The organism is Chitinophaga sp. NPDC101104 (genome assembly GCF_050277495.1).
GTDB lineage: Bacteria > Bacteroidota > Bacteroidia > Chitinophagales > Chitinophagaceae > Chitinophaga.
Genome location: NZ_JBNNSF010000001.1, coordinates 793,775 through 816,568, shown reverse-complemented (window position 1 = coordinate 816,568; position 22,794 = coordinate 793,775). Strand labels below are relative to the sequence as shown.

At 55.4% G+C, this 22,794-nt stretch carries 19 protein-coding genes; 7 read left to right on the top strand and 12 right to left on the bottom strand.

Features of this window, described 5'->3' with window-relative positions; genetic code table 11:
• Positions 1-10: 10 nt before the first annotated feature.
• The 7 genes from sucD to ACQKLP_RS03475 all read right to left on the bottom strand — a co-directional run bounded on the left by sucD (position 11) and on the right by ACQKLP_RS03475 (position 7,135).
• A complete protein-coding gene (gene sucD / locus ACQKLP_RS03505) occupies positions 11-892 on the bottom strand; it encodes a succinate--CoA ligase subunit alpha (RefSeq protein WP_427320101.1) in 882 nt (293 codons plus the stop codon).
• Positions 893-988: 96 nt separating this feature from the next.
• Complete coding sequence (locus ACQKLP_RS03500) at positions 989-1,801, bottom strand: ABC transporter ATP-binding protein (protein WP_427320099.1); 813 nt, start codon at positions 1,799-1,801, stop codon at positions 989-991.
• Positions 1,802-1,825: 24 nt separating this feature from the next.
• On the bottom strand, positions 1,826-2,569 hold the full coding sequence (locus tag ACQKLP_RS03495; RefSeq protein ID WP_126244828.1) for an MlaE family ABC transporter permease: 744 nt from the start codon (positions 2,567-2,569) through the stop codon (positions 1,826-1,828).
• 42 nt (positions 2,570-2,611) lie between these two features.
• On the bottom strand, positions 2,612-3,643 hold the full coding sequence (locus tag ACQKLP_RS03490; RefSeq protein WP_427320097.1) for a hypothetical protein: 1,032 nt from the start codon (positions 3,641-3,643) through the stop codon (positions 2,612-2,614).
• Positions 3,644-3,675: 32 nt separating this feature from the next.
• On the bottom strand, positions 3,676-4,107 hold the full coding sequence (locus tag ACQKLP_RS03485; protein WP_427320095.1) for a DUF2059 domain-containing protein: 432 nt from the start codon (positions 4,105-4,107) through the stop codon (positions 3,676-3,678).
• 61 nt (positions 4,108-4,168) lie between these two features.
• On the bottom strand, positions 4,169-4,687 hold the full coding sequence (locus ACQKLP_RS03480) for a DUF2059 domain-containing protein (protein ID WP_427320093.1): 519 nt from the start codon (positions 4,685-4,687) through the stop codon (positions 4,169-4,171).
• Between the two features lie 144 nt (positions 4,688-4,831).
• Positions 4,832-7,135 (bottom strand): NADP-dependent malic enzyme, encoded by a 2,304-nt coding sequence (locus ACQKLP_RS03475; protein ID WP_427320091.1) that lies wholly within the window; start codon positions 7,133-7,135, stop codon positions 4,832-4,834.
• A gap of 115 nt (positions 7,136-7,250) precedes the next feature.
• On the opposite strand from ACQKLP_RS03475, the gene ACQKLP_RS03470 reads away from it, so the two are divergent.
• Positions 7,251-7,700: a DUF4293 domain-containing protein gene (locus ACQKLP_RS03470; RefSeq protein ID WP_427320089.1), complete on the top strand. Its 450-nt coding sequence runs from the start codon at positions 7,251-7,253 to the stop codon at positions 7,698-7,700.
• A 116-nt stretch (positions 7,701-7,816) separates the two neighbouring features.
• Here the strand turns inward: ACQKLP_RS03470 and uvrA are convergent, their stop codons facing one another.
• Entirely contained in the window at positions 7,817-10,642 is a 2,826-nt protein-coding gene (uvrA, locus tag ACQKLP_RS03465) for an excinuclease ABC subunit UvrA (protein WP_427320087.1), read from the bottom strand.
• Between the two features lie 198 nt (positions 10,643-10,840).
• Between uvrA and ACQKLP_RS03460 the strand changes: the two genes are divergently transcribed.
• The gene (locus ACQKLP_RS03460; protein WP_341842655.1) at positions 10,841-11,422 is read left to right on the top strand and encodes an RNA polymerase sigma factor; all 582 of its coding nucleotides are present in this window, start codon (positions 10,841-10,843) and stop codon (positions 11,420-11,422) included.
• Positions 11,423-11,481: 59 nt separating this feature from the next.
• On the opposite strand, the gene ACQKLP_RS03455 is transcribed toward ACQKLP_RS03460, so the two are convergent.
• Both ACQKLP_RS03455 and ACQKLP_RS03450 read right to left on the bottom strand, forming a co-directional pair.
• A complete protein-coding gene (locus ACQKLP_RS03455) occupies positions 11,482-12,378 on the bottom strand; it encodes a DMT family transporter (RefSeq protein WP_427320085.1) in 897 nt (298 codons plus the stop codon).
• Positions 12,379-12,450: 72 nt separating this feature from the next.
• Positions 12,451-13,650: an acetyl-CoA C-acyltransferase gene (locus ACQKLP_RS03450; protein ID WP_427320083.1), complete on the bottom strand. Its 1,200-nt coding sequence runs from the start codon at positions 13,648-13,650 to the stop codon at positions 12,451-12,453.
• A 163-nt stretch (positions 13,651-13,813) separates the two neighbouring features.
• Here ACQKLP_RS03450 and rlmN point away from each other — a divergent pair, with 163 nt between their 5' ends.
• The 4 genes from rlmN to ACQKLP_RS03430 all read left to right on the top strand — a co-directional run bounded on the left by rlmN (position 13,814) and on the right by ACQKLP_RS03430 (position 18,856).
• Positions 13,814-14,854, top strand: coding sequence for a 23S rRNA (adenine(2503)-C(2))-methyltransferase RlmN (gene rlmN / locus ACQKLP_RS03445; RefSeq protein WP_427320081.1), 1,041 nt, complete (start codon positions 13,814-13,816; stop codon positions 14,852-14,854).
• 35 nt (positions 14,855-14,889) lie between these two features.
• On the top strand, positions 14,890-16,437 hold the full coding sequence (locus ACQKLP_RS03440; protein WP_427320079.1) for a pseudouridine synthase: 1,548 nt from the start codon (positions 14,890-14,892) through the stop codon (positions 16,435-16,437).
• Positions 16,438-16,448: 11 nt separating this feature from the next.
• Positions 16,449-17,183 carry an RluA family pseudouridine synthase gene (locus tag ACQKLP_RS03435; protein ID WP_427320077.1) on the top strand — a complete coding sequence of 245 codons (735 nt, stop codon included), beginning with the start codon at positions 16,449-16,451 and terminating at the stop codon, positions 17,181-17,183.
• A 92-nt stretch (positions 17,184-17,275) separates the two neighbouring features.
• The gene (locus ACQKLP_RS03430; protein WP_427320075.1) at positions 17,276-18,856 is read left to right on the top strand and encodes a S41 family peptidase; all 1,581 of its coding nucleotides are present in this window, start codon (positions 17,276-17,278) and stop codon (positions 18,854-18,856) included.
• A gap of 261 nt (positions 18,857-19,117) precedes the next feature.
• Here ACQKLP_RS03430 and ACQKLP_RS03425 read toward each other — a convergent pair whose 3' ends face one another.
• Both ACQKLP_RS03425 and ACQKLP_RS03420 read right to left on the bottom strand, forming a co-directional pair.
• Entirely contained in the window at positions 19,118-19,753 is a 636-nt protein-coding gene (locus ACQKLP_RS03425) for a peroxiredoxin (RefSeq protein WP_427320073.1), read from the bottom strand.
• A gap of 1,338 nt (positions 19,754-21,091) precedes the next feature.
• Positions 21,092-21,670: a hypothetical protein gene (locus ACQKLP_RS03420; RefSeq protein WP_423736659.1), complete on the bottom strand. Its 579-nt coding sequence runs from the start codon at positions 21,668-21,670 to the stop codon at positions 21,092-21,094.
• Between the two features lie 98 nt (positions 21,671-21,768).
• Between ACQKLP_RS03420 and ACQKLP_RS03415 the strand changes: the two genes are divergently transcribed.
• A complete protein-coding gene (locus tag ACQKLP_RS03415) occupies positions 21,769-22,773 on the top strand; it encodes a helix-turn-helix transcriptional regulator (RefSeq protein ID WP_427320071.1) in 1,005 nt (334 codons plus the stop codon).
• The last annotated feature ends 21 nt before the right edge of the window (positions 22,774-22,794 follow it).

The following is a 22,794-nucleotide window of genomic DNA, read 5'->3' as shown; positions in this document are numbered from 1 at the left end:
TACCGGGAGATTAAGCGGGAACGCCTTTCAGCACTTCTGCCATGCGTTTGCCGATGTCTGCGGGGCTGTCTACCACATGAACGCCGCAGGCGCGCATGATCTTCATTTTAGCGGCGGCGGTATCGTCTGCACCACCGATGATGGCACCGGCGTGGCCCATACGGCGGCCCGGAGGCGCGGTTTGGCCGGCGATGAAGCCTACAACGGGTTTGTGCGGGTTGGCTTTGATCCATTCAGCTGCTTCCGCTTCCATGGAACCGCCGATTTCGCCGATCATGATGATGGCTTCGGTTTGGGGATCGTTCATCAGCAATTCCACCGCTTCGCGGGTGGTGGTGCCGATGATCGGGTCGCCGCCGATACCGATGGCGGTGGAAACGCCCAGGCCGGCTTTCACCACCTGGTCTGCCGCTTCGTAAGTCAGCGTACCGGATTTGGACACGATGCCTACTTTGCCTTTTTTGAAGATGAAACCGGGCATGATGCCTACTTTGGCTTCTTCAGCGGAGATAACGCCCGGGCAGTTGGGGCCGATCAGGCGGGTATTGTGTGCTTTGAGGTAGTTTTTGGCTTTCACCATGTCCTGAACGGGAATACCTTCGGTGATGCATACCACCAGCGCGACACCCGCGTCAGCCGCTTCCATGATCGCATCAGCAGCAAATGCCGGCGGTACGAAGATGATGGAAACATCCGCACCCGTAGCGTTCACCGCGTCTGCCACGGTATTGAACACAGGGCGCTCCAGGTGGGAGCTGCCGCCTTTACCCGGCGTTACGCCACCTACCACGTTGGTGCCGTACTCGATCATTTGTGTGGCATGGAAAGTACCTTCAGTTCCGGTAAATCCCTGCACGATCACTTTGCTGTTCTTATTAACTAAAACACTCATCGCGTCTGATTTAATTATTTTTTAGATAAGGTGCGGCAAAAATAACGGATTGCCGCTAAAAAGAAAAGGAAAGCCGCTTTAGTTGAGGAATATTAACTATTTGTTACCCGCTTCTCCCCCTTTATGCCGCCATTTTTTGTCGCGGAAAGCCTCCGTTTTCCGCATTTCCTTGATGTCCTGGAAGAATTCGGACGCGAAGATAAAATCGTTCAGCAGCTTGTCCTCACTGAAAATAATGTCTTCATTGCTCCCTTCCCACTGCTTTTTCCCCTGGTGCATGTAAATAATATGGTCCCCGCTTTCCATCACGGTATTCATGTCGTGGGTGTTCACCACGGTCGTAATATCATAATCGATCGTAATATCCTTGATGAGTTTGTCGATCACGAGTGACGTTTGCGGATCGAGGCCGGAATTAGGCTCGTCCACGAACAGGTATTTCGGGTTGAGGACGATCGCCCGGGCGATGCCTACCCGTTTTTTCATCCCGCCGCTGATCTCGGCCGGGAATTTTTTGTTCGCGTCTTTGAGCTCTACCCTGTCCAGGCACTCCTGCATCCGCTTGCGTTTTTCCTTATAGCTCATGCTGGAGAACATATCGAGGGGGAACATGACGTTCTGTTCCACGGTCATGGAATCGAAGAGCGCGGAGCCCTGGAACAGCATGCCGATGGCCTGGCGGATGGGCTTTTTGGCGTTATCGTCCATGGCGGTGAAGTCTTCCCCGTTATAGAGCACCTGCCCGCTATCGACCGGGATCAGGCCCACCATGCATTTCATGAGCACTGTTTTGCCGCTGCCGCTGGCGCCGATGATGAGGTTGGTTTTACCGGCCTCCATCGTGGCGGACACATCCTTCAGTATCTCCTTTTCTCCAAAGCTTTTGCGGATATTTTTCAGTTCTATCATAGATCGTTCTTCTCGGTTAGAGGGTTACAGCAGCATGGCTGCGAGGGCATAGTCGGCGAAAAGGATCATCACGCAGCTGATCACCACCGCGGTGGTGCTGGCTTTCCCGATCTCGAGGGCGCCACCCTGCACATGGTATCCGTAATAGGCCGGAATGCTGGAAATGATGAAGGCGTAAGTATAGGATTTGCTCAGGGCGAAGAAAACGTTGTAGCCGTCGAACGAGCTGCGGAGCCCTTCCATGAACTGTTCATGCGAAAGGATGCCGCTCAGCTTCCCGGCTTCCAGCCCCCCGAAAATCCCCAGGAAGGCGGCGATCACCACCAGCGCGGGGATCGTGAGCAGCGCGGCGAGGATCTTGGGCCCGATGAGATAGGCCTTGGTATTGATCCCCATGATCTCCTGCGCGTCTATCTGTTCCGAAATACGCATGTTCCCCAGTTCCGACGCGATCTTCGAACCCACAACGCCCCCCAGCACGATACAGATCATAGTAGGCGCCAGCTCGATGATCATCGTATCCCGCACCACCATCGCGATGGTCGACTTCGGAATAAACCCGCTCACCAGCTGATAAGCCGTTTGCACCGTAGTTACGGCGCCGAGGAAAGTGGAGATGATCACGACGATGCCCAGGGACCCGATCCCGATGTCCACACACTGTTTCATAAACTCCTTCCAGTACATCCGCATGTTCTCCGGGCGGGAGAACATCCCTTTCAACATCAGCAAAAACCTGCCGAAATGATAAAAAAACCTGAACTCCATAACTTGTCAAAGATACTGGGAAAATACATTGCTTCGCCCCCCTTACCGCAAACTCCCCACAAGAAGCCGCTTCAGGCTCCGCTCGATAATTTCGCCCATGGTGGTGCAACGGGCAAATACCTGGTCGCGGTAATGCTCCGCCAGCTCCTCGCCCAACTGCTTGATCTTACCGGGGAAGGACACACGGTCTGTCATGATCACGTCCCGCAAATCCTTGATCCGGTGCCGCTGCACCTTCATCCGCCGGGCAATGAGCGACCGCTCCTCCTGCTGGTACTGCTTCACCACTTCCGCGTTCAGGTGCTTCATCGCCAGCTCCACGAACACCCGGTTCTCCTTGAAGAACTGCGGCATGTAAAGGGTTTTCTTCCCTTCGTAAAACTGCTGGTCGAAATCGATGGCCCGGATGCGGAACTGCACGTCGTCGAAATCGGGGGTGATGTCGAAAATGAAATTGTACGACCGCATATCGCCCAGCAACCGCACGAAGCATCGCTCGTTGAACTTCACGAATTCCTTGGCGATACGCCTGGGGTTGAACTCCGGCCGGTGCAGCCAGTCTTTGGCGAACTGATCGCCCGGAACGCCGGCGATGTGCTCTTCCACCAGCGTGTTCCCGTCTACGAGAAAGTTCATCCAGTACGGGGAAAGGATGTGCTCCAGCTCTAGGCCATATATGCGCGATGCATCGGCTATCTTGATGTAAAAATAGTCGTACACCTCATTGTAATTGTTGACGATCTTGATGCGGAAAGGGTGGGAATTCCCGAAGGTGCAATAGTCGATCCGCTCGATGTGGAGGTGCTCTTCGGCCGTTTGGTCGCCCCCGGCCTTGAGGATGGAATAAATGCGCTTGAGGCCCGCGTGGATGGGCTGCACCATGCTCTGGGGGTACATGACGGATTCCCAGAGCGTGTCTTTGCCTTCCTTGTCGTACACCGGGATGCCGTATTCGTAATACTTCAGCTCTTCGTAAGACACCGGCAGTTTGATTTCCCGCTCATACAGCTTCAGGTAGTTCCTGAACGCCGGGTTGAGCGGGAAGAAAATCTTTTTGCGGGAGATGGATTGCATGCCGGAAATTACGAATTATCCGGGTTTGGCGGCTATTTCGATGCGGCTTCGATGTCTTTCCGGATCTTGGCGGCGATATGCTCCCCCCAGATTTTGCCGGCTTCCTGCGACTCCCGGGTGATGAGGGGCATTTTCTCCACCATCTTTTTGCCCGCGTCGGTTTTATAGAAATAGATCATTTCATCCACTTCGGTTTCCGAGAAATTCCGCTCGTAAATCGGCACCAGCAGGTTGGTGAGGTCTTTTTCGTTGTAATATCCCTCGATCCGCTTCCATACGGCCGTATCGAGCGAGGGATAAGCTTTCCGGTACTGCGCCATGATCTGCTGCACTGCGTTCATGCTCACGCGCGAAGTGCCGTTGAGGCTCAGCAGCACACGGATCTTGATCGATTTGGCGGATTCCTGCGCGGAGGCGCACAACGCGGCGGCCGCGAACATCCCTGTGAACAGTAATTTTTTCATATCCCGGCGATTGCGTGATTTGTCTGGCCGTAAGATAGGAAGGTTATCGCAAACGGGCGACTTACTTCCCGTTTCGCGCTGGCGGCGGAGGGGGCGGAGGAGGAGGTACCGGCGACGCGTCTTCATGCTTCCCGCCTTCCGCTTTCTGCTGTTGTTCCAACCGGCGTTTGTAACGGGCGGCCAGCACCGCGATCAGGTCCTGCCCCCATTGTTCGCCCAACTTCATCGCTTCCACGGTCAGTTCGGGCAACACGGCGAGCATTTTTTTACCCAGCGGCGTCTGGTAAAAAGCGATCTGCTGCTCGATTTCCTCGTTCGTATAGTATTTGCAGTATAATGGGATCTGCTGCTTTACCAGATCTTCGAAATTGGCCAGTTGATGCATTTCCACATAAAACATGCTATCCAGGATAGGGGCGTTTTTCCGGATTTCCACTTCCATCAGTTTCAGCATTTTCTTCCCCATCTGTTCGCCATCCATCATGCTGACGAGCTTGCGCACCTTTGCCGTATCGGTAGCCTGCGCGGATGCGGCGGTGGCGAAAGCCGCGAACGTCATCGTAAAAAGTATCTTCTTCATAAGTATGCGGGTTATGCAACGCGCAAAAGTATCGAAAAATCCGGGCAAACGCACGATCCCGTTTCGAATCCGTTTTATTACCCGTATCCCATAAAAAAAGCGGGCCGCAAAGCCCGCTTTCCCGTGTTATTATTTTTCATTGGATCACTTCTTCTTGCCGGTGGCTTCCACTTCCTTGCAGCATTTCGTTTGTGCGTCCACGACGGCGATCAGCACCATGTTCACGATCTGCCTGACCGTTGAGCCCAGCTGCAGGATGTGCACCGGTTTCTTCATACCGAGCAGGATAGGGCCGATGGCGTCGAACCCGGCCACGCCCTGCAGGAGGTTGTAGGCCACGTTCCCCGCGGCGAGGTTGGGGAAGATGAGCGTGTTCACATCGCCGTCGATCAGTTCGGAGAACGGGTAGTTCTCTTTCAGCACGGCTTTGTTGAACGCCATCGCCGCCTGGATCTCGCCGTCTACGGTGAGCGTCGGGTCTTTCTGTTTCACGATCTCGCGGGCGCGGCTCATGAGCTGCGCTTCCGGCGTCTGGCTCGATCCGAAGTTGGAGTAAGATACCATCGCGATGCGCGGCGTCATGTTGAACTGCTTCACTTCCTTGGCTACCATGAGCGTGATCTCCGCCAGCTCTTCGGCCGTGGGGTTGAGGTTGACGGTCGTATCCGCGAGGAATAGCGGGCCGCGCTTGGTCTGGATGATGTACATCCCCGCCACGCGCTTGGCACCCGGCTCCATGCCGATCACCTGCAACGCCGGACGGATGGTGTCCGGGTATTTGCGGGTGAGGCCGGAAATGAGGGCGTCCGCTTCTCCCGTTTCCACCATCATGCAGCCGAAATAGTTGCGTTCGCGCATGATCTTTTTGGCTTCGTACAGGTTGAGGCCTTTGCGCTGGCGCTTCTTGAAGAACAGTTCCCCGAAATGATGGCGCTTGTCGGCCATTTCGTCGCTTTTCGGGTCGATGATGATGACGTCTTCGATCTCGATGGAATTCTCTTCCATGAGATACCGGATTTTCTTCTCGTTGCCCAGCAGGATGGGGATGGCGATATTTTCATCGGCCACCACCTGGGCGGCCTTGAGTATCTTGATATTGTCCGCTTCGGAGAACACCACGCGGCGCGGGTCTTTCCGGGCTTTGGAGCCGATCACGCGGAACAGCTGGTTATCGAGGCCGAGGCGGTTGTTCAGTTCCGTTTCGTAGGCTTCCCAGTCGGTGATGGGTGCCGTTGCCACGCCGCTTTCCATGGCCGCTTTGGCCACTGCGGGCGCTACGGTGCTGAGGAGGCGGGGGTCGAGGGGTTTGGGAATGATATAAGTAGGCCCGAAAACGATGTTGCGCTCATTGTACGCGAGGTTCACGATATCAGGAACGGGGGTTTTGGCCAGTTCCGCCAAAGCGCGTACCGCGGCCAGTTTCATGGCTTCGTTGATCTGCGTGGCGCGCACGTCGAGGGCGCCGCGGAAGATGTAGGGAAAGCCCAGTACGTTGTTCACCTGGTTGGGATAATCGGAGCGGCCGGTGGCCATGATCACGTCTTTCCGGGCGCCGGTGGCGGCTTCGTAGGAAATTTCCGGATCGGGATTGGCCATGGCGAATACGATGGGGTGCTTGGCCATGCTCTGCACCATTTCGGGCGTTACCACGTTGCCGATGCTCAGGCCTACGAACACGTCGGCGCCTTTGATGGCTTCTGCGAGCGTGGTGACTTTAGAGCTGGTGGCGAACACCAGCTTCATGTCGTCGAGATCGGTGCGCTGTTTATTGAGCACGCCGTCTTTATCGAACATGATGAAATTCTCGGGTTTTGCGCCGAGAGAGGCGTAAAGGCGAACGCAGGCCATGGCCGCGGCACCTGCGCCGTTCACCACGATCTTTACTTTCTCGATCTTCTTTTTCACAAGCTCCAGGGCGTTGAGCAGGGCGGCGCTGGAGATGATGGCGGTGCCATGCTGGTCGTCGTGCATCACCGGGATCTTGAGCTCCTTTTTCAGGCGGTCTTCGATCGCGAAGCATTCGGGGCTTTTGATATCTTCCAGGTTGATGCCGCCGAAAGTGGGCTCCATGGCCTTCACCACGCGTACGAACTCGTCTACGTCCTTGGTATTCAGTTCTATGTCGAAAACGTCGATATCTGCGAAAATTTTGAACAGTACGCCCTTTCCTTCCATGACGGGCTTGCCGGCTTCGGGGCCGATGTCGCCCAGGCCGAGCACTGCGGTACCGTTACTGATCACGGCCACGAGGTTGCCTTTTGCGGTGTATTTGTACACATTCTCAACGTCTCTGGCGATTTCCTTGCAGGGTTCCGCCACGCCGGGGGAATAGGCGAGCGAAAGGTCCCACTGCGTCTTGGTGTCTTTGGTCGGGATGACTTCGATTTTGCCGGGGCGCCCTTTCGCATGGTAGTCGAGGGCGTCCTGCTTGTTCAGTTTCTTGGCCATATAAGATTGTAATTGGGGCTGCAATATACGGACTTCGCGGCGAACGGGCCCGAAAGGCCACCCCATTGTTCCTTAAATTTACTTACTTTTACGCTGTTAAACATTCGCTTTTAATATGATACAACGCATACAAAGCCTTTGGCTCCTCCTTGCGGCCATCGCCGGCATAGCCGTAGCCCGCTTCGATCTCTGGAAAGCCACCTACACCAAAGGAGCCACTGCAGGGGTAGACATTTTCAATGCCACGTCCAACTACATGGTGTTCATTTTGCTGATCATCGGCATCCTCCTGTCTGCAGTTTGTATCTTCCTGTATAAAAACCGCAAGCTGCAATTCCGCCTCACCGTGGTGAACCTCCTGCTTTCCGTAGGCATCCTGGCGCTCATTTACCTGAAGATCGGGGAAAGCGCGCAGAAACTGGCGGCCGACGGCGCCGTGAGCATCCGCGGCTCGTACCTCATCCCCGCGTTCCTCCCGGTGGTCATCATCGTGTGCCTGTTCCTCGCGGCCCGGGGGATTTACAAAGACGAAAAGCTCATTAAATCGCTGGACCGCCTCCGCTGATCCGCGACCGACGATATCATGAAGCCCTGGCCACCAGCCGGGGCTTTCTTATTTCCACCAACGCAAAAGGCCGGCTGCATCGATCAACCGGCCTTTTGAATTACATATGTTGCATTTTACAGGAACTTCCCCGTATAGCTATCTTTCACTTTCTTCAATCCTTCCGGAACGCCGGCGTACAGCAGGTTCCCCCCGCCTTCGCCCCCTTCCGGCCCCAGGTCGAGCACCCAGTCGGCGGAGCGGATCACGTCGAGGTTATGCTCGATCACCAGCACGCTGTGGCCCTGGTCGATCAGCGCATTGAAAGAATCCAGCAGCTTCTTGATGTCGTGGAAGTGCAAACCGGTCGTAGGCTCGTCGAAAATGAACAGGATATGCCCCTGCGCCTTGCCCTTGCCCAGGAACGACGCCAGCTTCACACGCTGCGCCTCGCCACCGGAGAGCGTATCGCTCGACTGGCCCAGCTTCACATATCCCAACCCCACGTCGCTCAGGGGTTTGATCCTCGACACCACGTCTTTTTCGTCTTTAAAGAATTCGATAGCCTCGTCTACCCCCAGTTCCAGGATGTCAAAAATATTTTTCCCCTTGTACTGCACTTCGAGCACTTCGTCTTTGAAGCGCTTTCCGCCGCAGGTTTCGCAGGTGAGGTGAACATCCGCCAGGAACTGCATTTCCACGATCACTTCGCCTTCGCCTTTGCAGGTATCGCATCGCCCGCCATCTACGTTGAACGAGAAATGTTTCGGCTGGAAACCGCGCATTTTGCTCAGCTGCTGCCGGGAAAAGAGGTCGCGGATCTCGTCGTATGCCTTGATGTAGGTAACAGGATTGGAGCGGCTCGATTTGCCGATAGGGTTCTGGTCTACCATCTCGATCTGCGTGATGTAGTCCATATCGCCCTTCATGACGCGGTACTGGCCCACCCGGTCGGTAAATTCCCCTTTCAGCTTCATGAGCGCCGGGTAGAGGATTTGCTTCACCAGCGTGGTTTTCCCCGATCCGGACACCCCGCTCACCACCGTAAAGATCCCCAGCGGGAACTCCACGTCCACGTTCTTCAGGTTATTCTGCCGGCAGCCTTCCAGCTGGATGGAGCGCTTCCATTTGCGCACGTGCGCCGGCGGCTCCAGGCGGTAATGGCCGCTGAGGTACTTGCCGGTAAGGCTCTTGCCGTCTTTCAGGATCTCCGGATACGTTCCCGCGAAAATGACTTCGCCGCCGAGGTGGCTCGCCAGCGGGCCCATGTCGATGATGTAGTCCGCCTTTTCCATGATCTGCTCGTCGTGCTCCACGATCACCACGGTATTGCCGAGGTCCCGCAGTTCATGCAGCACGCGGATGAGCCGGTGCGTATCGCGGGCATGGAGGCCGATGCTCGGCTCGTCGAGAATGTAGAGGGAATTAGTGAGGTTGCTGCCGAGGGTACGCGTCAGCTGGATGCGCTGGCTTTCGCCACCGGAAAGCGTGTTCGCCACGCGGTTCAGGGTAAGATACCCCAATCCCACGTCCAGCAATGTTTTCAGCCGGTGATTGATCTCGATGAGGATCCTTTTGGCCACCTGTTGCTGATATTCGCTCAGTTCGAGGTTATCGAACCATACTTTGAGTTTTTCCACGGGCATGTCCACCAGTTCGGAAATGCCTTTGCCGCTCACTTTCACGTACGTCGCTTCCTTGCGGAGGCGGGCGCCGTTGCAGGTGGGGCAGGTCGTCCGGCCGCGGTAGCGGGCCTGCATCACACGGTACTGCACCTTGTAGAGGTTCTGCTCTACCATTTTGAAGAACTCGTTGATGCCGTAGAAGTGCTCGTTGCCGGTCCACAAAAGGTCCAGCTGCTCGTCGGTCAGGTCCGAGATCGGCTTGTGGACGGGGAAGCTGAATTTGCGGGCGGCTTTGATGAGGGCTTCCTTGTACTCACCCATTTTCTCGCCGCGCCACGGGGCGATCGCCCCTTCGAACACGCTGAGGCGCTTGTCGGGGATAACGAGGTCGCGGTCGATCCCCAGCACCTGGCCGAAGCCTTCGCAGGTGGGGCAGGCGCCGTAGGGGTTGTTGAAAGAGAAGAGGTTGGGAACGGGCTCTTCGAACTGGATGCCGTCGAGCTCGAACCGGTTGGAGAACACGGGCCCCAATTTGCCGTCTACTTCCAGGGTGCAATATCCTTCGGATTCGTAGAAGGCGGTTTGCACGGAGTCGGCGATGCGGTGTTTATCGTCTTCCTCGAAGTCTTTAACTACGATACGATCGATGAGCACGAAGGTTTCGGCCGCTATTTTGGGGGCTTTTTCTTCCAGGAGTTCTTCGATCCGGACGAGCGAGCCGCCGGCGTAGAGCCTGGAGAAGCCTTTTTGCATGAGGATATTGAGCTCTTCCAGCGGTTTGCGGTTGGCATGCTGGCGGAAGGGCACGAGTATCTGGACCTTGGCGCCGTGAGGGAGCTTGGAGATATAATCCACCACATCGGCCACTTCGTGTTTTTTGACGAGCTGGCCGGTGACGGGGGAAAAGGTTTGCCCGGCGCGGGAATACAGCAGGCGCAGGTAGTCGTAAATCTCGGTCATGGAGCCAACGGTGGAGCGCGGGGTGCGGGTTACGACCTTTTGCTCGATGGCGATGGCGGGGCATATGCCTTTGATATAATCCACGTCGGGTTTGTTCATCCGCATGAGGAACTGGCGGGCGTAGGCGCTGAGGCTTTCGGCGTACCGGCGCTGGCCTTCGGCGTAAAGGGTGTCCATCGTTAAGCTCGATTTTCCCGAGCCGCTGACGCCCGTTACGACTACCATCTGGTTCCTGGGGATGGAGACGCTGACATTCTTCAGATTATGTACCCTCGCTCCCTTGATGAATATCTCGTCGGGAGTTATAACTGGTTCACGTTCAATGGTTTTTTCCTTGGATTTGACTTTTGCGCACATAAGGATTACAAATGTACGCATTAACGGGTATTTTACAGGAAGCTTGTTGTTTTATTCAACTATTCCGTTATATTTGCATTGACCGGCTACTTATACCTAGTCAACCCCGGTTAAAATTCATAACTATAAATTGTACATTATCGCTCGACTTTTACGCTACTAAACAACCTACTGACGGCAACGTCCGTACTATTTACTAACCGCTATTGGTAGACGTATATGCAAGTAATGTACAAGCTGAACGATGAGCAACTCATCACACTGTTCAAAAAGGGCCATGCTTCCGCTCTGGAGGAGTTGGTTTATCGCCATAAGGACAAACTTTTCACTTCCATCGTATTACTCGTAAAAGACACTTTTCTTGCCGAAGATATCTTTCAGGACACCTTCATCAAGATCATCGATACCATTCGTGCCGAGCGATATACAGAGAAAGGAAAATTTCTGCCCTGGGCGATGCGCATAGCACACAACCTTTGTGTAGACCATTTCAGGAAAGTAAAACGAACGCCGGTGATCAAAACCGGGGACGATAAAGATATTTTCAACGTGCTGAACTTCAGTGAGCCGAGTGCGGAAGAGAAAATGATGACGCGGCAAAGCCATAACAACGTGCGCCGCATGCTCGACCTGCTCCCCGAAGAACAGCGGGAAGTTATCATCCTCCGCCATTATGCGGACCTCAGCTTCAAGGAGATCGCGGACCTCACCCAGGTGAGCATCAACACCGCCCTCGGCCGTATGCGGTACGGACTGATCAATCTCCGGAAGATGATGACGGAAAAACAGATTTGTTTGTAATGCCCTTTTTTTGCTTGCCATGAACGGGCGGTAAGATGTAAGTCTAACCGCTCGTTTTTTTATTTCCCCTTCCCGATCATCAGCACCCCCGTCAGCACGAGCGCCGTTCCGGCCAGTTGCTCCCAGGTGATCGGCTCTCCCAGGAAGATATACGCCTGAACGATGGTGGCCACCGGCCCGATGCTCGTCACGATCGCCGTGTTCCCCGGCCCGATCTTCCGGATGCCTTCGCTGGTCAGGAAGGTGGGGATAACGGTGGAAACGATCGCCATCTGGAAGCACAGCCAATAGGTTTCCCCGCTGAAATGGCGCAGCTCCGCGCCGTGGGTCACGAAATACTGCGCAAAAATCCCCAGCGAGGCAAAGCACAGCGCATAGGCCGTGAACTTCATCGACCCCACTTTCGGGATCACTTCCCCGCCGCCCACGATGTAAAAAGCGTACGTCACGGCGCAACCCAGCACCAGTAGACACCCCGTGATCACACCCGGGCTCCACTCCTGCCGCACATCTCCCGCAAACACCACCAGCATCCCCGCATACGCGATCGCCAGCGCCCAAAATTGCGTTTTGGTGATCTTCCGCTTGAAAGCCACCGCCCCGATCACCAGCGCAAACGTCGGGTACAGGAAGAGGATCAGCCTTTCAAGCCCGGCGGAAATGTAGGCCAGGCCCATAAAATCGAGCAAACTGCTCACGTAATAGCCCAGCAGTCCCAGCACGCCCACCCAGGCCCATTGTTTGGGCGTAAGCTTCACGTTGCCGGTACGGCGAAAAAGGACAATAGCGGTGATGATGTAGAAAGGCAGGGCGAAGGCCATCCGCAGCGCCAGCATGGAAATGGCATCGATGGCTTCCGTACGGTAGATGAGCTTCACGTAAATAGCCTTGGCGCTGAACATCATGGCGCCCGTAAGGGCCATGGCGTAGCCAAGGGCGTAATCGGATCTTTTCATGGCAGCTGTAAGGGCCCTGCCGCGCGGAAGCGCCGGCAGGGCCGGGTATGGGGGACCCCGGAACCTCCGGGATCAGACTTTTTCGTAAACGATGGCGGCCCCCTGCCCAACGCCCACGCACATCGTGGCCAGGCCGTATTTCATGCCGGCGCGGCGCTTCATTTCGTGCATGAGGGTGGTGGTGATGCGCGCGCCGCTGCAGCCCAGCGGGTGGCCGATGGCGATGGAACCGCCGTTGAAATTGATCTTCGAAGGATCGAGTTTCAACTCGCGGATGCAGGCCAGCGCCTGGGATGCGAAAGCTTCGTTCAACTCGATCACGTCCAGGTCGGAAGCGCGTATACCACTGCGTTTCAACGCTTTAACGGTCGAGGGCACAGGGCCCACGCCCATAATGGCAGGGTCTACCCCGGCTACGGCCATGCCCCGCACCATGGCGATGGGCGTGAGGTTGAAGCGTTTCAGCGCGGCTTCCGACACGATCAGTACCGCGGAAGCTCCGTCGTTGATCCCGGAAGAGTTACCCGCGGTCACCGTCCCGTCTTTGGCGAAAGCCGGGCGGAGGCCCGCCAGCTTGTCGAGCGACGTTTCCCGGGGATGCTCGTCTTTGGAGAAAACCACCTTGTCTTCCTTATTGGGCGTGATTTCCACGGGAATGATCTCGTCTTGCCAGATGCCGTTCAGGTGCGCCTGTTTGTATTTGGACTGGCTTTCGAAGGCGAAGCGGTCCTGGTCTTCGCGGGAGATTTTCCATTCGCGGGCCACGTTTTCAGCGGTTTCGCCCATGGAAAAGGGGTAATAGACGTCGGCGAGCTTCTTGTTGGTGAAGCGCCAGCCGATGGTGGAGTCGTAGATTTCGGTTTTGCGGCTGAAGGCGCCGTCGGCTTTCGGCATCACAAGGGGCGCGCGGGTCATGCTTTCGACGCCGCCGGCCATATAAACGTCCCCTTCCCCGACCATAATGGCCCGGGCGGCGTCCATAATAGCCTGGAGGCCGGAGGCGCAGAGGCGGTTGACGGTGTTCCCGGCTACGGAAACGGGCATTCCGGCGAGGAGCACGGCCATCCGGGCCACGTCGCGGTTGTCTTCCCCGGCCTGGTTGGTAGCCCCGGCGATCACGTCTTCCACGGAAGCGGGGTCTACGGAAGGGTTCCGGGTGAGGAGCGACTTGAGCATCAGCGCCAGGAGATCATCTGGCCGGATAGTGCTAAGTGCGCCACCATAGCGGCCTATAGGACTTCTGACCGCGTCCACGATATAAGCAGTTTGCATTTTTTCTTCAGGTTAAGATTGCGAATTTATGGCTTCCGGTCGGGATAACCACATACACAAACGAATAGGCGTGGCTGGGGGCGGGTCCCGGAAATCTCTGTGGGGCGGCAAATCTCAACGCCCTGCTTTTCGGCAATCGGAAAATCGGACGTACCTTTGCCCGATGACGAGGAAGCAAAATATCCGGCAACTGACGCTCCCCCAGTTACGGGAGGTGTTCGGAGAGATGGGGGAAAAACCGTTCCGTGCCCAGCAGGTATATGAGTGGATCTGGACCAAACAGGCGTCCGGGTTCGGGGATATGACCAACCTGAGCAAGCCCCTGCGCGCCGCGCTGGAGGAAAGGTTCGAGTTCCCTGCCGTAACGGTGGACGCTACCCAGCTGTCGACCGACGGTACCATCAAAAGCCGGTTCAGGCTGCACGACGGGTACCTGGTGGAAGGGGTCCTCATCCCCACATCCACCCGCCAAACCGCCTGCGTATCCTCCCAGGTGGGCTGCAGCCTCAGCTGCAAGTTCTGCGCAACCGGCTTCATGGACCGCAAGCGCAACCTCGAATTCGACGAAATCTTCGACGAAGTGGCGCTCATCAACAAGCAATCCCTCGAATCGTCCGGTAAAAAACTGACCAATATCGTATACATGGGCATGGGTGAGCCCCTGCTCAACTATAAAAACGTGCTGAAATCCATCGAAATGATCACTTCGCCCGACGGCCTGGCCATGAGCCCGAAACGGATCACCGTTTCCACCGCCGGCGTCGCCAAACAGATCAAACAGCTGGGAGACGACAAAGTGCGCTTCAACCTCGCCCTTTCCCTCCACGCCGCCAACGATCAGAAACGCAGCGAGATCATGCCGATCAACGATTCCAACAACCTGAAAAACCTCGTGGAAGCGCTCAATTACTTCTACAAGGCCACCGAAAACGAGATCAGCTTCGAATACATCCTTTTCAAAGACTTCAACGACTCCCTGAAAGATGCCGACGAACTGATCAAGATTTACCGGCAGGTACCTGTAGACCTGGTGAACATCATCGAATACAACCCGATCGATAACGCCCGTTTCCAGAAACCCTCGGAAGAAAAAACCGCCGCATTCATGGAATATCTCGGCAAAAACAGGGTAAACGCCCGCCTGCGGAGAAGCCGCGGCAAAGACATCGACGCGGCGTGCGGACAGCTCGCCAACAAAGCATAAAACATACTGCAGGAATGCAGCAAACCACATAACACATGAAACAAAGCAGACCGCCCCGCAAAGGCTTCACACCGTTCAAGGAAAACAAAAGCGGTAAATCCACCCGCTCCGGCGACGCAAAACCCGCCGGCAAAAGCTTCCGCGACAGGGATGACAAAGAAGGTAAACCCTTCGGCGACAAACCCAAAAGAACTTTCGGTGGCGATAAAGAAGGAAAACCCTTCGGCGACAAACCCAGCAGATCTTTCGGCGGCGACAAAGAAGGCAAACCCTTCGGCGATAAGCCCCGCAGATCTTTCGGCGGCGACAAGGAAGGCAAACCCTTCGGCGATAAACCCAAAAGAACTTTCGGAGCCGACAAAGAAGGCAAACCCTTCGGCGATAAACCCCGCAGATCTTTCGGAGCCGACAAGGAAGGAAAATCCTTCGGCGACAAACCTCCCCGTAAAACTTTCGGCGACCGCGACGCCAAACCCTTCCGCTCCCGCGAAGAAAACGGCGACAAACCTTTCCGCGCTAAAAAAGACGGCACTACTTTCGATAAAACGGCCCCGGCAGACGGCGAGCGCAAACCTAAAAAGGAACGCGAAGTGAAACCGGGCGACAAGCTTTTCCAGCACGCGTTCGCAGACGGCGCGCCTTTCAAGGAGCTCCGTTCCCGCAAAGGCAAACCGAAAGACCCGAAAGATATCGTTGAAGACAAATCGTTTGGCGAGATCGCCGACGAGAAGTCATACAAAGAACTCCGCGGCGACAAGCCCCGCCCCCGCAAGAGCGAGCGCAAGGCCGCAGTGCACGGTTCCAAATCCAACAAACCGAAGAGCACCCGCAAACGCATTGCGGTGGAAACGCCGGTGGAATTGGAAGGCGGCGATATGCCCCTCAATAAATTCATCGCACATTGCGGTATCTGCAGCCGCAGAAAGGCCGTGGATTATATCAAGGAAGGGAAAGTGACGGTGAACGGCGAAGTGATCGTTGAACCGGCGTTCAAGGTAACGGGGAAAGAATCCGTGAAACTGAACGACAAGCGCATCCACCTCCAGAAAAACCTCGTGTACGTACTGCTCAACAAACCCAAAGGATACATCACCACCACCGATGATCCCGAAGGCCGCCAGACTGTGATGGAACTGGTGGAAGACGCCGCGGAAGAGCGCCTGTACCCCGTTGGCCGGCTCGACCGGAACACTTCCGGCCTGCTGCTGCTGACCAACGACGGCGAGCTGGCGCAGAAACTGGCGCATCCCAAGCACAACGTGAAGAAAATCTATCATGTGGAGCTGGACAAACCCCTCACCAAAGCCGACTTCGAGCGCATCCTCGGCGGCCTGGAACTGGAAGACGGCCTGGCTTCGGTAGACAGCCTGGCCTGGGTAGACACGAAAGACCGTGCCCAGATCGGGATCGAGATCCACAGCGGTAAAAACCGCATCGTGCGCCGCATTTTCGAACATCTCGACTATAAAGTAGAGAAGCTCGACCGTGTGATGTACGCCGGCCTCACCAAAAAGAACCTCAATCGCGGCAAATGGCGCTTCCTTTCCGAGAAAGAAGTGATCCTCCTCAAACATTTCAAATAACGGCTGCGGATATGCATATCGATTCCCTGATCATATTCGAGAACGACGATTTTGTGGCGGTCAGCAAACCTTCGGGATTGCTGACCATCCCCGACCGGCATGATAACGAGCTGGCTTCGCTTTCGGGATTATTGAAGAAGAAATACGGTCAAATTTTCATCGTTCACCGCCTCGACCGGGATACGAGCGGCCTGGTGCTTTTCGCCAAAAACGAAACCACGCATAAATTCCTGTCCCAGCTCTTCGAATCGCGGGAAGTGGAAAAGTATTACCTGGGCCTGGTGAACGGGGAACTGGCCCTTCCGGAAGGCAGTGTGAACGCGGGCATCATGGAACATCCGGTACAGCGCGGCAAGATGGTCACCAACGCCAAGGGCCGCCCGTCTTTGACGGATTACAAGGTGGAGGAGGCTTTCGGGCTGTATAGCCTCGTGCGCTTCCGGATCCATACGGGCCGTACGCACCAGATCCGCGTCCATATGAAACACCTGGGGCATCCCATCGCGGTAGACGAGCTGTATGGCACCGCCACGCCGGTGCTGCTTTCCGCCATCAAGAAGAAATTCAGGCTGGGGAAATTCACCGAAGAAGAGCGCCCCCTCCTGCAAAGGCTCGCCCTGCATGCCTGGAAGCTGAAATTCGTCGATGAAAAAGGGGAAACCGTCGAGCTGGAAGCTCCCTTACCCAAAGATATGCAAGCAGTTCTGCAACAGCTCCGCAAGCACAAGAAGCCGCAGCACAACTAATTCAACGATTTTCCGTTTTCAATACGTTAACACCCGGATGTAGCTACATTTGGGTGTTTTCGCGTAAATTACCGTCAAACTGCTTTGCATATATGATCAAGCTCCGGATCGCAGCAGCCGCCTTCGTGGGTATCGCGGCTTTGGCTTCCTGTAAAAAAAGCGGAAACCCCAGTCCAGGCGGTGGCAATCCGCCGCCCACAACCCCTACAACCGGCACGCGTTTGCAACTTAGCCTCGATTCCCTGTACCTCTACGCAAAAGAGACTTACCTGTGGTACGATGCCATCCCCACTTACGAATCCTTCAATCCGCGCCAGTACGCCGGTTCCGACGATTTTAACAGTCTCACCGATGAGCTGTACAAAATCACCCAGCTGAAAAACGACCCGGCTACCGGCAAACCCTTCGAATACTACACGCCCGCCCCCAGCAGGTCGAAGTTTTCGTATGTGGAAAAAGGGAACCTGGCGAGAGGGATCAAAGCATCGGTAGATCTGGAAGGTGACGGGAACGATCTCGGCCTTATCCTCGCCGTCGTTACTTTCGGATCCGACCCCACCACTTATTTATATGTCCGTAACGTGGAGAAGGGCTCCCCGGCAGACAAAGCCGGGATTACCCGCGGTTGCCTCATCACCAAAGTGAACGACGGCCCCCCGCCCGCTTCACAATCGGCCGCCACCACGCTCATGAATAGCGCCACGGCTAAACTGACCTTCACCAAACCGAAAACTACCACGCCCGTTACCGTCACGATCAACAAGGCCCCCTATAAAAACGACCCTGTCGTGACCTGGAAAACGTTCGCCCCGGTAAACGGCAACGTGACGGGGTACCTCGTGCTGGGGCACTTCTCCCGCCAATCCGTAGCAAAACCCTCGCTGGATAAAGCTTTCGCGGAATTCGCGGCGAAAGGCGCAAACTCGGTGGTGGTAGATCTCCGATACAACGGCGGCGGTTACGTGGCCACCGCAGAGTACCTCACCAACCTGCTCGCCCCCTCCGGCATGCAGACGAAAGTGATGTACAAGCAGGTGTACAACGAGCTGGTACGCACTAACAAAGCGCCCATCCTCAAGTCTATCCCGTACCTCGACGCCAATTACCAGCAGGTGTACCAGGGCTCCAGGGCGCTTACCTATGCGGATCTTGATTTCACGGAGAACGGGAATACCTATTTCTTCGAAAAAGCCGGTCCGCTGACGACCGCCAAGAAAATCGTGTTCATCGTTACCGGCGCTACCGCATCCGCCAGCGAACTGGTCATCAATTCCTACAAAGCCTGGCCGGCGAATGTGACCGTGCGTACCGTGGGCGCTAAAACATACGGCAAGCCCGTCGGGTTTTTCGGTATCGGGATCGACAAGTTTACCGTGTATATGGCGCAATTTTCCAGCAAGAACGCCCTGGGAGAAGGCGATTACTATTCCGGCATGACGCCCGACATCGCGGCGCAGGACTACATCCCGCTTGATTTCGGCGACCCGGAAGAAAAAAGCCTCAAAGCCGCGCTGGATTACATCTACTACGGTACTACCGGCGGAAGAACTGCCGTATCTACCGTAATGGTCAATGGTCGGTCCGTAAATACCAACGAAATTCGGTCACAGGCCGCCGGGGAAGAGAAATTCAACGGCATGGTGGAAGACCGCCGCAAAATTCGTGTGCAATAATTAACAGTTATTTTATTGATAAACGGGAGGTTGCCGGGCCGGCAGCCTCTTTTTTTTGGCGGCAGGGCATAAAAAAAACGGGGAAAAATCCCCGTTTCGTAAAATCAAAAACCAACCATTAAAAAAAAGGATCAGGAGTAAAACCTTGTAATTATTTGTCTTACAAGGCTTTCGCTCCAATATTTTGTACTTCCTTGCCGGAAGGGAATCGCTTTCGCAGGTTGAGACGGAAGCTCCGTTTCGCGGGCAAAGATAGGTAGATTATTTATTCGGTTGCGGAGTTGTTCTCAAATAGGGCTTGATAATTTTGTGGCCTTTGGGAAACTTCGCCGGAATATCTTCTGTTTTCACTGCCGGAACTACGATCACGTCTTCACCGTCTTTCCAGTCTGCCGGCGTAGCTACGCTGTAATTGGCCGTCAGTTGCAGGGAATCGATCACGCGGAGCACTTCATGGAAGTTGCGGCCGGTGGATGCGGGATAGGTGATGGTGAGTTTCACTTTCTTGTCGGGCCCGATCACGAAGAGGGAGCGCACGGTGAAAGTTTCGGAAGCGTTGGGGTGGATCATACCGTAGAGGTTGGCCACCGTTTTGTCTTCGTCGGCGATGATCGGGAAATCGACGTTGCAGTGCTGCGTTTCGTTGATATCGTTGATCCAGCCTTTATGTTTATCGAGCGGGTCAACGCTGAGTGCGAGCACTTTTACGTTGCGCTTGGTGAATTCGCCATTGAGGAGGGCAGTTTTACCGAGTTCGGTGGTACAAACCGGGGTATAATCTGCGGGGTGGGAGAAGAGAATGCCCCAGCTGTCGCCGAGGTAGTCGTAAAAATTGATTTCTCCAATGGTGGTCTTTGCCGTGAAATTGGGAGCAGTGTCCCCAAGTCTTAAACTCATATCATTTCCTGTTTAAGGAATTCAAAAATACCATTTTCCTACAATTTTAATAGACTTTATAGATTTTTTTTTGGGGTTTAATGATAATTTAAGGAGGCGGCGGGCCGGACCAGGGTGAAAGGAGGATGCCTGGTCCGGGCCATCCGGCGGATCAGGGCCGGCCGCCGCCCCGGGAAAATGCACGGGGCATGATAGGTATAGGGCACAAAACAGGACGAGACCTGCGTGCAGGGCGCGCTCCGGGGATCCGGGGGCGCCGGGAACAAGGGGTATGTCTGTCAGAAAAAGTCGTTTGGGTTTGAAAAGTTGTTTCCTGGGATCGGGTTAACGGCAGTAAAGCGTACTGCAGGAAACGGCGAAGTTTCATTTTGCCTCGCGGACGGCCCCGCACGCGAAAGTGCGGGGGCCGCCGCTGGGTTTAACTGCCCGGAAGGTTGGCTTATGGCGGTCCTGGACGGAACGGCCTGCCTCCGGTGCTCACATCAGGCAAAACTGCGGCGGTGGCCATATGCAGCGCCGCCGGGAGACAACAATGGATGAGGGTCCGTTCTTTCAACGGTCCGCATCTGTGGGTTAACTCGGGCAACAGGGCCCGTTTTCGGGTTAACAAATGGGTGAAAGACCGGGGAGCCCGTATTTTTTCACCGTTTTTCAATGAACGGCCACGCTTTCCGCGGCTTTTCTCTCGTCTAATGGATGCATTCCGCGCTTTCCGCGGGATTTTTGGGGTTACATGGGGCCACAATTGCATTACAGCCTTTTCGATGGATGAAATCCCGCGCTTTCCGCGGATTTCAAGGTTAACATGGGCCACAACTTGCATTACAGCCTATTTGATGGATGATGTGCCGCGCTTTTCGCGGCATTTTCAGGGTTAACATGGGCCACAACTTGCATTACAGCCTTTCGATGGATGAAGTGCCGCGCATTCCACGGGCTTTCAGGGTTAACATGGCCCAACCGGGCCGGGTGGTTGGATGATCCTCCACCCTTTCGGTGGCATCTTTCGGGTTAACGGTACCTGCGGTTTTCACGGCAGGCAAGACAACGGATGATCTGCGGGCAACAACAACAGATCGAAAAAAGCGGCGGATGGCCGGGACCGGCCGCCGCCGGGGTTCCTCACAACGGATGTCGGCCGCTGGCCCCATCCTTTTGATGGGTTTTAACACAGCGCCGGGCCGGGTAACAAGGGATGATCGCTCTGGCGGGCTGGCCATTTGCCGGAGCACCGCCTGCTTCCAGGGTTTTCAAACGAACGGATAGCGGGGAAAACCAGGGATCGCCGAGAATGACGGAGAATGCAGCGCCCCTGTCTTCCCCAGATATTTTACTCGCTTACGCCGCCTGACGGTAGGCGTAAAATGCCAGCGTAAATTTCATGTCATCCGCCAGGTCGGCCTGTTCCCGGGCATATTCTTCATCGAACTCCAGCTCCAGGTAACCCAGGTACAGTTCGTAACTTTTGCCCAGCGCCTGCATGCATTGGTCTACCCCACGGGCGAGAGCCTCGGTGCGGCTAACCCGTTCGGCTGCACGGATGTAATAACAGTCGTCGTTCGTATAATCTGCCCAGTCGCCGCCGCTGAACTGCGGCCGCTCCAGGGTGAAAGCGATATTGTCGAACAATACGGCTTCGCCCAGTTGGGCTTCAAAATCAATGATTTCTGGAATCTGCTCCATGTGTTCCAGCTTCTGGACGATGGCCATCTGCACGGCTTCGCTTTTGTCTTCGATCGCGCGGAGCATGGTATTGAGCACGTCGTAATTGGTCACGAAGTCGCATTTCCGCCAGCCTTCGGCCGTTTGCATATAACCCCAGCAGGTGAGGTAATGCGAGTCGTCCAGAATGATCTGCCCAACCTTGATGGCGGTGGCTTCCAGATGGGCTGCGGTTGTTACGGATACCTTTCTCATAATTTGTTGATTGATGACAATACAAAAGTAGAAGTGGCCTACGCACAGGATATGCGTAGTGAAAATGTTTTATTTTTAACCCGAAAAACAACCGTACCATGCCCAAAAACAAAGACGCCCTTTCCCGTTACCGCTGGCTGGACGAGCGCCTCCGCAACAAGCGCCTCCCCCAACCCAGCCTGGACGACCTGGTGGAATTCGTGTCGGAGAAAATGGACAAAACCATCGCCGTTCGCACGATCCAGAAAGATATCGAGGACATGCGCAACGATCCGGATCTGAATTATTTTGCGCCCATCGTGTACAACCGCAGCACGCGCAAGTATCAATATGAAGATGAAAACTACTCCATCGGTAATGTTCCGATAGACGAAGCCGACCTCCAGGGCCTGGAAGTGGCCATCGGCATTCTCGAGCAGTTCCGCAGCCTGCCCGTCATCCAGCGGTTCGAAGACGCCATCCTGAAAATTGCCGCCAGCGTGAAGATGAACCGGCAAGACCTCGAGAACCGGGGCCTCATCAAATTCAGCCGCGGCTCCCAGTACAAAGGCGCCGAGCTCATCCCCGACATCGTAGACGCCATCAAAAACCTCGAAGTCATCCGCATCGCGTACCAGACCTTCGACCGCACCGAGCCCAAGGAACATTGGGTGGAACCCTATCACCTCCGCGAATACAACCACCGCTTCTACCTCATCGGCAAAAGCCAGAAATCGCGCGGGGGAACGGTGCTCACCTTTGCGCTCGACCGCATCGTCAACCACTGGCCCACCAACGATAAATTCGACGCCAAGAATTTCGACGATGCCGCCTGGTTCCAGAATGCCATCGGCATCACCGTGGCCGAAGGAGACCCGGAAGAGATCGTACTTTCCTACACGCCGCTGCAAGGCAAATACGTGAAAACGCAGCCCATGCACCCTTCCCAGGAAATCCTCATCGACAATGAAGAAGAATGCCGCGTGAAGCTCCGCATCGTCGTGAACCACGAGCTGGTGATGCTGCTCCTCAGCAGCGGGGCCCGCGTGAAAGTGCTGCAACCACAGCATCTGGCAGACAAGATCAAACAGGAAGCGGCCGCCATGCTCGGCCGGTACGCATAAAAAAACCGCCCGGGGCTTTCG